This window comes from Desulfovibrio sp. ZJ200 (genome assembly GCF_011039095.1).
Classification (GTDB): Bacteria; Desulfobacterota; Desulfovibrionia; order Desulfovibrionales; family Desulfovibrionaceae; genus Desulfovibrio.
Map to the genome: position 1 here is coordinate 42111 of NZ_JAAKEH010000005.1, position 14414 is coordinate 56524.

Here is a 14414-nt window from a genome sequence, read left to right on the forward strand (position 1 = left end):
GGCATGGCCAACAAGACATTCGCGGAAGTGCAGGAATTTTTGAAGGGCAAGGTTATTCTGGTGGCCAACCGGGGCATCCCCGGTCGCCGCATTTGCCGTTCCATCCGGGAACGGTTTGATGCCGTGGCCGCCATGACCGCCACTGACGTGGATAAAACCGCGCCTGCCGCTTCCACTGCTCAGGAACTGGTGCTGCTGGGTTCCGAGCCGCGCGCCTATCTTGATATCGACAGAATTATCGACAAGGCCAGGCAACGCGGCGTGGTGGGCATTCATCCGGGCTGGGGCTTTGCTTCCGAAGACACGCGCTTTCCCCGGCGCTGCAAAGAGGCGGGCATTACCTTCATCGGTGCCACGGCCGAGGCCATGAACCTTTTGGGCAACAAGGTGCAGGCCAGAGGCGTGGCCCGCAAACTGGGCATCCCTGTGGTGCCCGGCTCGGACGGCGCGGTGGATATCCCCACGGCCCGCAAACTGATTGCGGAAATCGGCCTGCCGATCATGCTCAAGGCCGAAGGCGGCGGCGGCGGTCGGGGCATTTTTGCCGTCCATAACGAGGCCGATTTGGAGGATGCCTTTTTCAAGGCGTCCACCATGGCTCAGGCTTCCTTCGGCAATCCGCGTCTTTTTGTGGAAAAACTTCTTGCCGATGTGCGCCATATCGAGATCCAGGTCATTGCCGACATGTACGGCAATGTCTTTGCCTTTGACGAGCGCGACTGCACTGTGCAGCGCAATCACCAGAAACTGATCGAAATCACCCCGTCCCCCTGGAGCGGCATGACCCGCGAACTGCGCGACCGTCTCAAGGATTATGCGCGCAGGCTGGTGCGCGCCGTGGGTTATCATTCTCTGGCCACAGTGGAATTTCTGGTCACGCCCGACGGTTCGCCCTATCTTATTGAAGTCAATACCCGTCTGCAGGTGGAGCACGGCATCACCGAATCCCGCTACGGCATCGACCTGGTGGAAGAGCAGATCGCCGTGGCCTTCGGCGCTGCATTGCGCTATCGGGAGGAAAGCCTGCGGCCCTCCTATTGCGCCATGCAGGTGCGGATCAATTGCGAAAACCCGCAGGACAACTTTGCGCCCAATTCCGGCCTGATCACGCGCTATGTCTCGCCCGGCGGCCCGGGCGTGCGCCTGGATTCCAATATCAGCGCCGGCTATGAGTTCCCGGCCAACTACGATTCGGCCGGGGCCTTGCTTATCGCCTACGCCCATGACTGGGAAAAAACCCTGGGCATCATGGATCGCGCGCTGAGCGAATATATCATCGGCGGCATCAAGACCACGATTCCCTTTTTCCGGCAGGTGCTCAAAAATCCGGTGTTCCGGAAAGGCGAGATGAATACCAACTTCATTGCCGATCATCCGGAACTCATGCTCTACACGGATCTGGCCCCGGAAGGCGAGCGCCTGGCCCGGCTGGTGGCCGAAATTTCGGCCAAGGGCTATAATCCCCATGTGCAGCTGGGCGAATACCGCTCGGCTACCACTCCCTGTCTCGGGCCTTTTGAGCCTGTCTTGCCCGCCATAAGCACGGTCGCGCGCCGGCGGCCTTCTCCCTACCCGCAGGGCGATCGTCTGGCCACCCTGGATTTCATTCGCGATTCCGGGTATGTGCATTTTACCGACACCACGCCGCGTGATTTCACGCAGTCCAATTCCGGCAACCGCTTCCGTCTGGCCGAGGACAGGCTGATCGGCCCCTATCTGGACAATGTGGGCTATTTTTCCATTGAAAACGGCGGCGGCGCTCATTTTCATGTGGCCATGATGGCCAACATGACCTATCCCTTCAGCGAAGCCAGAGAGTGGAACAGCTTTGCGCCCAAGACGTTCAAGCAGCTTTTGGTCCGCTCCACCAATGTGCTGGGCTACACGCCGCAGCCGCGCAACCTGATGCGCAAAACCGGCGAGATGATCTGCGATCATTACCAGGTGGTGCGCTGTTTCGATTTTCTCAACCATGTTGAGAACATGCGGCCCATTGCCGAAGTGGTCATGTCGCGTCGCGACGTCATTTTCCAACCGGCCATTTCTCTCTCGTGGTCCAGAGGCTTTGACGTTCCCCATTATCTGAGCGTCACGGAAGCAATCCTGCGCATGGTGGGCGACGTCATGGGCGTGGACCCCGGAGAGGCCTCGCGCCATATCATTCTCGGCCTTAAGGACATGGGCGGGGTTTGCCCGCCGCGCTTCATGGCCGAACTGGTCGGCGCGCTGCGCAAGAGCTGGCCCGAACTGGTGCTCCACTATCACCGCCACTACACGGACGGGCTGTTTGTGCCCGCCTGCGGCGCGGCAGCCAAGGCAGGAGCGCACATTCTTGACGTGGGCCTGGGCTCGGCTGTGCGCTCCTACGGGCAGGGAGACGTGCTGTCCATGATGGCCTATGTGGAAGACGAACTGGGGCTCACCTGCCGCTTGAACAAAAGCGCCATTCGTGACGCCAATTTTGTCTGCAAACAGATTATGCCCTATTACGATCGCTACTGCGCGCCGTATTTCCAGGGCATAGACTATGACGTCACCCTGCACGGCATGCCCGGCGGAGCCACGTCATCCTCTCAGGAAGGGGCCATGAAGCAGGGCTATATCCATCTTTTGCCCTATATGCTCAAATTCCTGGAAGGGACGCGCAAAATCGTGCGCTACCATGATGTGACGCCGGGTTCGCAGATTACCTGGAATACGGCTTTTCTGGCCGTGAGCGGGGCCTGGAAGCGAGGCGGCGAAGAGGAGGTGCGTTATCTTCTTGAAGTGCTGGGCGAAGTAACCCGCACGCCCGAAGCCGAGCTTTCGCCGGAAATGCGCAAAGCGCGTCTGGGCATCTATCAGGATTGCAATGACGCCTTCCGCAATCTCTTGCTGGGCAAGTTCGGCAAACTCCCTCTGGGTTTTCCGGCAAATTGGGTTTATGAGAGCGCATTCGGCCTGGATTGGAAAAGCGCCATTGCCAACCGCACTGAAAATTCGCCCCTGGATACCCTGGCGGAAATCAATCTGGCCGCTGAGGAAAAAAGCTGCACCGAGATCCTCAAGCGGCGGCCCAATGCCGAAGAATTTGTTCTTTATCTGAACCATCCGGGCGACGCCTTGAAAACTATCCAGTTCAAGGCCAAATACGGAGATCCCAACAATCTGCCGCTGCATGTCTGGTTTGAAGGCCTGAAAGTGGGGCAGGATCTCTATTTCAACGACAGCAGCGGCAAACCGCACCATCTGGTTTTGCTGAGCATTTCACGGCCCAATGAATTGGGCGTTTCCGTATGCCGCTATGTGCTGGATTCCGAAATCATGAGTTGCGAAGTTCAGGTCAGCCGGCCTTCAGGCTCAAGCGCCAAAGGCACGCTGATGGCCGACCCCGCCAATCCCTACCATGTGGCCGCGCCCAGCAATGGCGACCTGTGGGTGATGTACATTCACCCCGGCGAGGTGGTAAAGGCCGGAGAAGAACTTTTCAATGTTTCCATTATGAAACAGGAAAAAGCGGTGCTGGCCCCGGTGGACGGCATTGTCAAACGCGTGCTCAAGACGGCTGACTTTAAAGAAAACAAGCAGATGGTTTCAGTGCGCGAAGGGGAATTGATTGTGGAACTGGGCCCGGTGCCGCGCGTGTGCCGCAACGAAGCCTGCGGACAACCCATCCCCATGGACAATGCGGCGTTCTGCCCCTACTGCGGCTCGCGTGTGGGGTAATCCCGCGCAATGTCCAACGCTTCACGGAACCGGCCGCCGGGCACGGGGCCGGCACAGGGCCCGGATGCCGTGAGCAAAGCAACGCTTTGCTTTCGGGCAAAGCGAGCCTGTGGCGCAACATAAAGGTTTACCTGGCGCGTCGTAGTGGATTCCGCCGCGACGCGCGAGAATCTGTGGACAGTTTCCCGGCAGCAGTATATACTATCGCAGTTGCAATGCTTCTCTTTCCCGCCAAACCGGAGGAAGTCATGGCTAAAAGTCCGGCCGCCAAAACAGCGCAGGCAAAATCCAAAACCGATTCTTCTGAAAACATTCAGAAAAAGCTGGTGCTTGCCGGCGCGGATATTGTGAAGCTTGGCCCCGAGGCAGAGCTGCTTGTGGGCGGAAAAAACTATAATACCGCTTTGATCAGTCAGATTGAGGGCATCCAGGCCCCGCACTTTCGCGCCATTTCTTCCGTGGCCTTTCATCGCCTGCTGGATGAGACCAGGGTCAACGGTCGGGTGGTGCGCAGCGTGGTGGATCGAGAGTATACGCGTATTGATTGGAATGATCCCGAGATCAACCAGGACCCCGACTTTCTGCAAAAGTTCGTGCGCCAATTGGGCAGGCAAAGTCATGATGCAGCCAAGGCCGAGGGCGAGCAATCGCATACCAGACTCCGCACCTTTATCAATAATATAGTTGAGGGCTTTGCCACCTCGCCAGAGGGCATTGACCAGTTGCGCAAACGCTCGGTCATGGTTCAGGCCGCCATTTTGTCCGTGGATCTGCCCGAGGAAGTGGATGCGGCCGTGCGCGGCGCGTACAAGGCCATCTGCGAGGAAAACAGCGACGACATGACGCCTGTGGCCGTGCGTTCCTCGGCCGCCGGCGAGGATTCGCGCAAAAAGGCCTTTGCGGGCCTGCAGGATACCTATTTGAACATGGTCGGCGCGGACAGGGTTGCGGAAGCCTATCACTGGGACTGCGCCTCGGCCTACAATCTGCGTTCCATGACCTACCGGCGCGAAGCCATTCTGGACGCGCTGGCCAGGGCCGAGGAAACCGGGGATGAATCCATTGCCGAGGCCGCCAAGCAGGAGTGGGCCATTGAGCACACCTCTCTTTCGGTCTGCATGATGCAGATGATCAATCCCATGATTTCCGGCACGGCTTTTTCAGCGGATACGGCCACGGGCTGCCGGGGCACGGATCGCAAGGATCTGGTCAGCATTGACGCGAGCTACGGCCTTGGCGAGGCTGTGGTGGGGGGCAAGGTCACGCCCGACAAATTGTACGTCTTTCAGCGCGATGACGGCAGCGAGGTGGTTATCCGCCAGATGGGCTGCAAAGACATGAAGATCGTCTATGACGAAAAGGGCGGCACGCGTGAAGTGCCGGTGCCTGAGTTGGAAGCCCTGCGCTGGGCTCTCTCGCTGAGCCAGGCAGAGCGCGTGGCCAGGGGCGTGCGCGCCGTGAGCAAGGCCTACGGCGGGATGATCATGGATACGGAATTCTGCATTGACGCCAACGACAAGCTCTGGTTTGTGCAGGCCCGCCCCGAAACCCGTTGGAATGAAGATCTGGAGCTGCACCCCAGCACCATTTTCATGCGCCGCCGCGAAGTGGACCCCAAGGCCGCCGCGGAAGCCGAGATCCTGGTGGAAGGCAACGGCGCTTCGCGCGGAGCGGGGCAGGGCACGGTGCGTTTTTTGCGCTCGGCCCTTGAGCTCAACAAAATTGCCAAGGGCGACGTGCTGGCAGCCGAACGCACAGATCCGGACATGGTTCCGGGCATGCGCGTGGCCTCAGCGATCATGGCCGACGTGGGCGGCGACACCAGCCATGCGGCCATTACCTCCCGGGAACTGGGCATCGCGGCGGTCATCGGCATTCAGCGCCTGGAAGTGTTGCGCGCCCTGGACGGGGTGGAAGTGACTGTGGACGGCACGCGGGGCCGCGTCTACAGAGGGCTTTTGCCGCTCAAGCAGGTGGGCGGCGAAATGGATGTGGCCAAACTGCCGCAGACCAAAACCAAGGTCGGCCTGGTGTTGGCCGACGTGGGCCAGGCGCTCTTTCTTTCCCGTCTGCGCAGCTATGAACAGTTTGAAGTGGGCCTGTTGCGCGCGGAATTCATGCTCGGCAATATCGGCATTCATCCTCAGGCCCTGGAAGCCTTTGACAACGGCGAACTGGACGGCGTTGTCCAGTCCAAGCTCAAGGAACTGGAAGATCGTCTTTCCAAGGTGTTGCGCGAGCAGATGGCCGCTGGCCTGATTGTCTTTAATTTCAACCTGCGGGACTATGTGGGCGAGGTCACGGGTTTGGCGGCGGAAGTGTCGGCTCTTGCAGACGCCGACAAGGGCCAGAGCGCGGAAGATGTGCTTCTGCAACACCGCAAGATGCGCGAGTTGGATCATAAAATCGATCAGCATCTGGAAATAGCTTCCCGCCGCATTGAGATTTTGAAGACCTCCCCCAATCTCGCGGATCATGTGCGGATCATCATGGGCTACGATGATGAGCTGGCCCTGCTTTCCTCCACTGATCCCGAGGCTGCCAAACGCGCCGCGGAGATTGAAGCCAGCGTTGATGCCCATGTGCAGCGAATCAAAGATCTGCCTGCTGTGGTCAAGCTGCTGGAGAATATCTCGCGCCTCAGGGAAGAGGTGGGCCTGCGCACCGGCTTGAAAAAAGAAATGGACGACGTGCGCAATCTGCCGGAAAAGATCCGTGGGATCATCAAGTCCCGCGGCTTCCGTACCGGCAAGGAGCATTACGTCCAAACGCTCGCGCAGAACCTGGCGCTCTTTGCCATGGCCTTTTACGGCAAGCCGATCACCTATCGCACCACGGACTTCAAGAGCAACGAGTACCGCAATCTTCTGGGCGGCAACTTGTTCGAGCACCAGGAAGCCAACCCCATGCTGGGTTACCGGGGCGTATCCCGCAATATCCATGATTGGGAAATCGAAGCCTTCAAACTGGCGCGCGGCGTCTATGGCGGCAGTAATCTGCGCATGATGCTGCCCTTTGTGCGCACGCTGGAGGAAGCGCGCTCCATGCGCTGCTATTTGGATCAGGTGCACAAACTCAAGAGCGGGCAGGACGGTCTGAAGATCATTCTGATGTCCGAACTGCCTTCCAATGCAATCCTTGCCAAGCAGTTTTTATCCGAATTCGACGGCTTTTCCATTGGTTCCAATGACATGACGCAGATGGTTTTGGCGACGGATCGCGATAACTCCCGGCTTTCCCACATTTATGACGAGGAGGACCCCGCTGTTGTCTGGGCCATTCTGGTAAGTATCTTTACCGGCCAGAAATACGGCAAAAAGGTCGGCTTCTGCGGGCAGGGGGTTTCCAACAGCCTTATTTTACGGGGCCTGGTGGCCATTGCCGGCATCACTTCGGCGTCTGTGGTGCCCGATACATACTACCAGACCGTTTTTGACATTGCGGCTGTGGAAAAAGAAAATATTCCCACTTCCGAGCTGGGCAAATGGCTTGGCCGGCAGCATCACAAACGTTTGGCAGACCTCATGGAAACCGCCGGTTACGGGCATATCCTCAAAAAATATACCGAGCCGCAGGATATTCAGGAGTGGTATGAAGGCGAGCTGCAGCGGCGGCATGAACAGTTGCGCGAGCACTTGGACACGCCCAAGGAAGACTTTTACCGCGCAGAACTGCAAAGCTTCCGCTCCACGTTTCATAAACCCGTCATTTATGCCACCTGGAATTGGGACGATACCGTGCAGGACGCTCTGCATCAATCCGGCTTCAAGGATTTTGAAGAGCAGAGTAAGGCGCTTGAGCGTTCCCGCCAACTGAATGCTTGAATTGCCGAGTAAGGCATAGAAAAACGGCCTGGATTCCATGGAATGCAGGCCGTTTTTTTATGCCGGAAAAAGCCATGAGCTGGTAAAAAAAGGGAGCGTGCGATCCCTGGAGCAGATCACCTTTGACTTTTTATGAAAGTCAAAGGTGGCATTCAGGCGAAAAACGCGGTTTTCGCCTGAATGTACGCCACGTTGCGGCGGCTGCCGCTTTCGCGTCAGCAGAGCATTTTCAAAGAGAAAATGCTCTAGCAAAACGCCCTAAGGCTGTCGGCAAATCCGGCAGGTGCAAAAACAGTGAAGAATCTCGGCTTGACGGCAGCGTAAAGCGGGCAGTTTTCATGTTTTTGCGCCCGCAACGTGCTGTCGGAGCGCGCGCCCTGCATCAGAAAGCGGGCTTTGTCGTCTGCCCGAGGGGAGCGCGCTCCCTTTCAGCAGTTACTGCCTGGCTGCCGCTGCCGCAGCAGACATGCCGGCCTGAGGCTTGGCGGGGTCGCCGTCCGGTCCCATGCTGGCGGCCTTGGAGGTGGACATGACATAAATTTCGTGCGGGTCCAGAATCAGAATGACCGAGCCGTCACCCATGATCGTGGCGCCGGAAATGCCCTTGAGATCCCCCAGATAGGCGCCCAGAGGCTTGATCACAATTTCCTGGCGCTCCAGGAGACGGTCCACCACCAGGCCCAGACGCCGCTCATTATCGTGAATGACGACCACGGAGAGCACATCGGGCAGCGGGTCGGTGCGCGGCAGGCCGAGCATTTCGGCAAGCTCCACAATGCCCAGGACTTCGCCGCGCAGGGTGACAGCCTTGCGGCCCTTGACGTCGGTAAGCCGCACAGCCTCGATCTTGGTGGTTTCCGACACCGCGTCCAGCGGTATGGCATACATCTGCCCCGAGACATTGACCATCAGGGCGTCAATAATTGCCAAGGTCAGGGGCAGGCTCAAGGTGAAGCGCGTACCCTTGCCCACTTCGGAATAGGTATTGACGCTGCCCTTGAGATTCTTGATATTGGTGCGCACCACATCCATGCCCACGCCGCGTCCCGAAATATCGGTAATCTTTTCGGCCGAGGAAAAGCCGGGCGCGAAAATCAGCTCTATGGATTCGCGATCATCCAACTGCGAGGCTTCTTCAGGGGTGATGACGCCCTTGCGGATCGCGACTTCGCGCATCTTTTCCGGGTCAATCCCCTTGCCGTCATCTTCAATCTCAATGGCAACGGAATTGCCTTTGTGGAAAGCCCGCAAGGTCACCTTGCCCTTGGCCGGTTTTCCGGCGGCAACGCGCACCTCTTCGGATTCAATGCCGTGGTCCACGGAATTGCGGATCAGATGCACCAGAGGGTCGCCGATGACTTCCACGACGCTCTTGTCCAGTTCGGTTTCCTCACCCTCCATGATCAAATCCACTTCCTTGCCGCTCTTGCGCGAGAGATCGCGCACCAGCCGCGGAAAGCGGGAAAATACCGAGGAAACAGGCACCATGCGCACTTTCATGATGGTATCCTGCAAGTCGTCGGAAATACGGGCCATGGCGTAGGTGGTTTCCGAGAGGCTTTGCGCCACGTGTGAAATATCCACTTCAGGCCCGCCGTCCTCAAGAGAGCGCGCAATCATGGTATAGCGGTTGCGATTGATGATCAGTTCGCCGATCAGATTCATCAAATGATCCAGACGCTCGTGATCCACGCGGATGGTAGAGGAACTTTTGTGCGCGTCGTTTGCCGGAGCAGCGGGAGCTGCGGCTTTGGCCGTGGATGACTTGGGTTTGGAAGGCGCGGAAGCGGCCGGCGGCGTGGCTGCCGGAGCTGCGGCAGATGCGGCAGCCGGCGCCGGGGCAGAGGTCTTGGGCGCGGTTACAGCCGGATTTGCCGGGGTCGACGGCTGAGCTTGCGGCGCGGGGGCTTTCTCTGTTTGAGCCGCAGGAGCGGATTTGGCCGGTTCCGATGCGGCAGGGGCGGCTCCCGGGTCGGTGGCGGCCCCGATTTTGCCTTCGCTCAAGGCCTTTTGCACCATATCGTCAATAATGCCCACTTCCTGTTGCAGCAAGTCCACCATCAGGCCGAAATCCAGGTTGGTTTTCCGGCCTTGCTCTACAATGCCGGCCGTGCGTTCGGCATAGACTTTGATGTCGTTCTGGCCCACGAAGTTGCAGGCGTTCTTGACGGCAATAAGGCAGCGGTAAACCGCGTCAATGGAGTCTTTATGCGTGCCGTCCTTTTTCAGCGTTTGCAGGGCGGCATGAATAATTTCAATTTGCTGCCGCACTGTTACGCGAAAGACATCGGCGTCGTCGCCTTCGGAACCTACCGGGATGATTGTGGGGTTCACAACTTCCACAGGTTGGTTTTTGACCTGCTCCTCGGGTGCAGCGGCCTCAACTTCCGCAGTGGGATCAGGCGCGGCAGGGCTTGCGCTCTTGGCCGCCAGAACTTCCCTGGGCAGAGAAATGGGGCCGCCTGCAAGAACCTGCTGTAATTGCTTAAGGACAAGACTGGTGTCAAAGGGGGATGCCTGGCCGCTGGTCACGTCGATTTTCTGCACCAGAGCTTCCATCACATCCACAACCAGGAGGAGAAGATCAATGAGCTCGTGGCTGGGCGTAATTTCCCCCTGGCGAACCTTATTCAGCAGGGTTTCCGCTTCATGGGTCAGCGCATTAAGTTCCGTATAGCCGATAATGCCGCTGTTGCCCTTCATATTGTGGAAGAAACGGAAAAGGTCATTGACCAGGCCGTCCTGGCCAAGGGGGTTTTCTTCCAATTCCAGCAGGCCCATGTTAAGATTTTCAATGATTTCAGATGATTCATCAATGAAATCTTTGAGATGTCCTTCACCGAAGGCAGTGAGCTCATAGGCTCCGGTAGCGGGAAGCCCGGCAACCCAGTCCTTGGTGCTCATACCCTGGCCGGCATTGCTTTCTCCTTCTTCAGATACCGGAGCCGGGGCAGGGGATTCTTTGGCAGATTCTTCGGCCGACGCCGGGCAGGGTACTTCCGGATCTGCCTGTGCGGCCATAGCAGGCGCGCTTTCTACCGGCGCCTCAGGCTCGGGCTGGGGCTCGACTGGAGCAGGCGCGCTTTCACCGGCCATGATGGCATCGATCTGCGCCATGATATGATCAATTTCGACATCGCCTTCAGAATTATTGGCTTCAAGGTTGTCGATCATCTGGCGCAGGGCGTCCGTGGAAGCCAGGATGACATCCATGATTTCGGAGGTCACCACCATGCTGCCTTTGCGCAATTCATCCAGAATATTTTCGGATTTATGGGCCAGCTGGTTAATGCGATTGAGCCCCAGAAAGCCGGAAGCCCCTTTCAGCGAATGCATGGGGCGAAAAATGTCATTGAGCAGAGCAAGATTGTCCGGAGTTTTTTCAAGCTCCAGGAGATTCGGCTCGATGGTTTCGAGGTGTTCTTTGGCTTCCGCGATAAAATCCGCAAAAAGTTCCGGATCAAAGAATTCCTGGCTCATACTCGTACCTTCGTTTGGCTGAAAGAGTATAGACGCCTGAAGTCAGGCATATACTGCTTTCCTTATCGGCTAGCCAAGAAGCATCTTTATATTCCGGACCATTTTTTCCGGCTGGGCCGGTTTGACCATGTACAGATTGGCGCCGAGACTCATGCCGGTCTGAATGTCCTGTTCCTGGCCCTCAGTGGAAAGTACGATGATGGGGATGTCCTTGTAGGCCTCCTGGGTGCGAATGGTCTTGATGAACGTAAAGCCGTCCATGCGCGGCATATTGACGTCGGATACGATCAAATCCACCGGCTCCAGAGCATAGAGTTTTTCAATGGCGTCCAAGCCGTCTTCGGCTGTGCTGACTTTAAAGCCTTCTGCCTTGAGCACGAAGGCCACCAGGTTGCGGATGGTTTTGGAGTCATCGACGACCATAATGTGTTTGCTCATAATTTCCGTTCCTGTCAGTCAAATTCTGGATGTCATCAATAATCTGGAGTTAACCACAGCTTTCAGAGCATCTTGACTGTAAAACGCTCTCACGCCGCAGCGGCACTGTCCACGGCAACGATGAAGGCAGCCCCTCTCAACTTTCCAACAGTTTTTGCACAATCATGTCTGGCGCCACAATGCCGCAGACCCGATCGTCAATATCGGCTATGCCGCAGAGAAATTCGGCGCCGGCTCCCAACTGGGCCTCTGCGTTCCAGGTGATCTTGTTTTGCTCGACCATGTACATGGTATGCACCTTGTCGACGATCAAGCCCAACTGCATTTCGTCGCCGGCGCAGACAATGATGAAATGCTGCGGCGTATACCGGTACTGCCGCTCATTGGTCAGCAGGGCGTCCAGGTGCAGCAAAGGGGTCACACGGCCCCGCAGGTTGACCACTCCAGCAACAAAGGGCGGGGCCAGGGGCAGCCGGATCAGCGGCAAATGCCGTAGCACCTCGTGAATAGCCGCCACGGGCAGAAGAAAAATCTGATCCCGCACAAAAAAAGAGACCATCTGAATGCGCGCTTCGTTGCGCAGCAGATTTTTTGATAAAACCGCGGGAGTCGACTGCCGATCCGGCTCCGAATCCAGAGCGGCTTCAGGCTCAAGCACCGGCAAACCGGGCAACGCGTCTTCACCCAGATATTTGCGGACAAAGGCCTGCTCCACAGCGGTCAACCCCTGAGACCCTTCCTGGGAAGCAGGCTGATCAAAGCATTGATCGGCAAAATATTCTTCAGGAGTTTTTACCATAATCTGAGAACTTCTTCCGCCAGGGCGTCATAGCAGAGCGCCCCGCGTGAATGAGCGTCGATATCATAAACAGTGCAGCCCAGGGCGCTGGCCTCGCGAAAGCGCGTATCCACGCCGATTATCGTTGAAAACAGAGCATGACCCATTTTACGCTGCATCAGTTCCAGAACCCGCGTGCAGGCTTTGGCCCGCTTGTCGTACATGGTCGGCACCGCTCTGTAGCGAATGGGCCGGGGCAGCACCTTATTCAGCGTATGCAGCGTATCGAACAAAAGCTTGAGCCCATGCAGCGCCAAAAAATCCGTCTGGATGGGAATAATCAGCAAATCAGCCGCCAGCAGGGCATTAATCAGCAAAATGCCCACATGCGGCGGACAATCCAGAACAACGAAATCGTAGTGGCCGGAGATGCATTGCAGGCTCCGGGCCAGCACGCTGCCTTTGGACTTGCGCTCTCCAAAATCCACCTCCAGTTCCGAGAGGCGAATGCTGCCCGGCGCCAGATCCATGCCCTGCAGCGCGTTGGGCCGGATTATGGTCGGCCAGAGGCTCGGCCAGGCTGCGTCCTCGGCCAGAAAAATATCGTGCAGGCTGGCAGTCAGTTCTTCCGGATAAATTCTGGCATGCAGCGTAGCGCAGGCATGCGGGTCCAGATCCAGCAAAAGAATCCTTTTCCCCTTGCGCGACAAGGCGCTGCCCAGAGTCAGGGATGTGGTCGTTTTGCCCACGCCTCCTTTCTGATTGGCTACGGCCAGAATTTTCGCGCTCATGGGCACCTGGCATCAAGCCATTTTACGATAGACAATAGTCCCCTTATGATGCTCAAGCTGGAAGGCGCGACTGATATTGTGCAATGATTCCGAATGGCCGATGAGCAATGACCCGCCGGGTTCCAGATTATCGTAAAAGGCGTTGATCACCTTTCGTTTCATTTCATCGTCAAAGTAAATGATCACATTGCGGCAAAAGACTATTTGCGATTTTTCCACGCGTCTGAGCTGCTCTTTGTCGCTCAGGTTGATTTGACCGAAGGAGACAAGGTTTTTGAGCATGGGGTTGACTTTGTAAACATTGCCCTCTTTGGTGAAATAGGCGTTCACAATCTCCTTGGGGGTGGTGCGCAGCGCGTATTCATTATACACGCCGCGCCTGGCCGCAGCCAGCACCGCTTCGGACAGATCGTTGGCCGTAATCTTAATGTCCCAGAGGCGGATGTCGCTTTTCAGCACCTCATGCAGAATGATCGCCAGTGTATAGGGCTCTTCGCCTGTGGAACATCCGGCGGACCAGATCCGCAGCCGTTTGCGCCCGGATTTTCTACACTGCTCCAGTGTTTCGGCCAGGACGCTTTTTTGAAAAACTTCAAGCTGCGGAGGATTGCGAAAAAAACTTGTTTCATTGGTGGTGACCACCTCAAAGAGCTTGTTCAACTCGTTGCGCCGATTGGCATCAAAGCGCAGAAAGTTGTAATATTCGTTATAGCTCTTGAGGTTCAATTCCTTGATTCGAATGGAAAGCCTGTTTTCCACAAGATATTTGCGGTGTTCAGCAATAAAAATGCCGCATTGCTGGTAGATAAAGTCGCGGAGCTGCAGAAATTCTTCATCGGAAATCTGCAAATCCTTGCGAAAGGGCGAGGCGCCCCGGAAGCTGGGAGCCGTCTGAGCCTGCGATCGAAAGGCCGAAGCCGGCTGCCCGGTCTGGCTCATGCCCGCAGCAGGCTGCTGCTGACTGCGGAACGAAGGGCGCGGCGCGCTTGTGGGCGTGCCCAATGTCGAAGCTTGCGCGCCTGCCTCTGTTTTGCCGGTTGTCCGGGCAAAAGAGCGGAACGTGGAAGCCGGTTGATTCTGTGCCGCAGGGGAAGCCTGCACTGGCTGCCGGAATGCGGGAGCCGGGCGCGCGGCTTGCGCGCCTGCCTCTGTTGTGCCGGTTGTTCGGGCAAAAGAGCGGAACGTGGAAGCCGGCTGATTTTGTGCCGCGGGGGAAGCCTGCGCTGGCTGCCGGAATGCGGGCGCCGGGCGCGCGGCTTGCGCCGCAGGCCTGAACGTGGACGAGGGCTGAGTGCCGGGCGTGGTTTGCTGTGTTGAAAATCTGGATGCCGAGGGATTCAGGCCGCTGCCGGCAGAAAGCGGCGATTGCCCGGCAGGCCTGAATGCAGAGCCGGGCTG

The 14414-nt window shown here is 57.4% G+C and carries 8 protein-coding genes; 2 read left to right on the forward strand and 6 right to left on the reverse strand.

The annotated features are described in order from the left end of the window. Positions 1–3 precede the first annotated feature (3 nt). Together G7Y52_RS02680 and G7Y52_RS02685 are read left to right on the forward strand one after the other, a co-directional pair. Positions 4–3705: a pyruvate carboxylase gene (locus G7Y52_RS02680; protein WP_165065644.1), complete on the forward strand. Its 3702-nt coding sequence runs from the start codon at positions 4–6 to the stop codon at positions 3703–3705. A gap of 248 nt (positions 3706–3953) precedes the next feature. Continuing rightward, the gene (locus G7Y52_RS02685; protein WP_165065647.1) at positions 3954–7529 is read left to right on the forward strand and encodes a PEP/pyruvate-binding domain-containing protein; all 3576 of its coding nucleotides are present in this window, start codon (positions 3954–3956) and stop codon (positions 7527–7529) included. Positions 7530–7586: 57 nt separating this feature from the next. Here the strand turns inward: G7Y52_RS02685 and G7Y52_RS02690 are convergent, their stop codons facing one another. The 6 genes from G7Y52_RS02690 to G7Y52_RS15190 all read right to left on the reverse strand — a co-directional run bounded on the left by G7Y52_RS02690 (position 7587) and on the right by G7Y52_RS15190 (position 13955). Then, the gene (locus G7Y52_RS02690) at positions 7587–7781 is read right to left on the reverse strand and encodes a hypothetical protein (protein ID WP_165065650.1); all 195 of its coding nucleotides are present in this window, start codon (positions 7779–7781) and stop codon (positions 7587–7589) included. A 183-nt stretch (positions 7782–7964) separates the two neighbouring features. Beyond that, positions 7965–11009, reverse strand: coding sequence for a chemotaxis protein CheA (locus G7Y52_RS02695; RefSeq protein WP_165065653.1), 3045 nt, complete (start codon positions 11007–11009; stop codon positions 7965–7967). Between the two features lie 69 nt (positions 11010–11078). Continuing rightward, on the reverse strand, positions 11079–11447 hold the full coding sequence (locus G7Y52_RS02700; protein WP_165065656.1) for a response regulator: 369 nt from the start codon (positions 11445–11447) through the stop codon (positions 11079–11081). Positions 11448–11583: 136 nt separating this feature from the next. After that, positions 11584–12246, reverse strand: coding sequence for a chemotaxis protein CheW (locus tag G7Y52_RS02705; RefSeq protein ID WP_165065659.1), 663 nt, complete (start codon positions 12244–12246; stop codon positions 11584–11586). Continuing rightward, positions 12240–13016 (reverse strand): ParA family protein, encoded by a 777-nt coding sequence (locus tag G7Y52_RS02710; protein ID WP_165065662.1) that lies wholly within the window; start codon positions 13014–13016, stop codon positions 12240–12242. Before G7Y52_RS02710 ends, G7Y52_RS02705 begins: the two co-directional genes overlap by 7 nt. 12 nt (positions 13017–13028) lie before the next feature. After that, positions 13029–13955, reverse strand: a complete 927-nt coding sequence (locus G7Y52_RS15190; RefSeq protein WP_241159567.1) for a protein-glutamate O-methyltransferase CheR — start codon at positions 13953–13955, stop codon at positions 13029–13031. Positions 13956–14414 lie beyond the last annotated feature (459 nt).

What these genes read in the sequence shown, in the direction of transcription:
- G7Y52_RS02680 (WP_165065644.1), top strand. Translation starts at nt 4, where the DNA reads ATGGCCAACAAGACATTCGCGGAAGTGCAGGAATTTTTGAAGGGCAAG.
- G7Y52_RS02685 (WP_165065647.1), top strand. Translation starts at nt 3,954, where the DNA reads ATGGCTAAAAGTCCGGCCGCCAAAACAGCGCAGGCAAAATCCAAAACC.
- G7Y52_RS02695 (WP_165065653.1), bottom strand. Translation starts at nt 11,009, where the DNA reads ATGAGCCAGGAATTCTTTGATCCGGAACTTTTTGCGGATTTTATCGCG.
- G7Y52_RS02700 (WP_165065656.1), bottom strand. Translation starts at nt 11,447, where the DNA reads ATGAGCAAACACATTATGGTCGTCGATGACTCCAAAACCATCCGCAAC.
- G7Y52_RS02705 (WP_165065659.1), bottom strand. Translation starts at nt 12,246, where the DNA reads ATGGTAAAAACTCCTGAAGAATATTTTGCCGATCAATGCTTTGATCAG.
- G7Y52_RS02710 (WP_165065662.1), bottom strand. Translation starts at nt 13,016, where the DNA reads ATGAGCGCGAAAATTCTGGCCGTAGCCAATCAGAAAGGAGGCGTGGGC.
- G7Y52_RS15190 (WP_241159567.1), bottom strand. Translation starts at nt 13,955, where the DNA reads ATGAGCCAGACCGGGCAGCCGGCTTCGGCCTTTCGATCGCAGGCTCAG.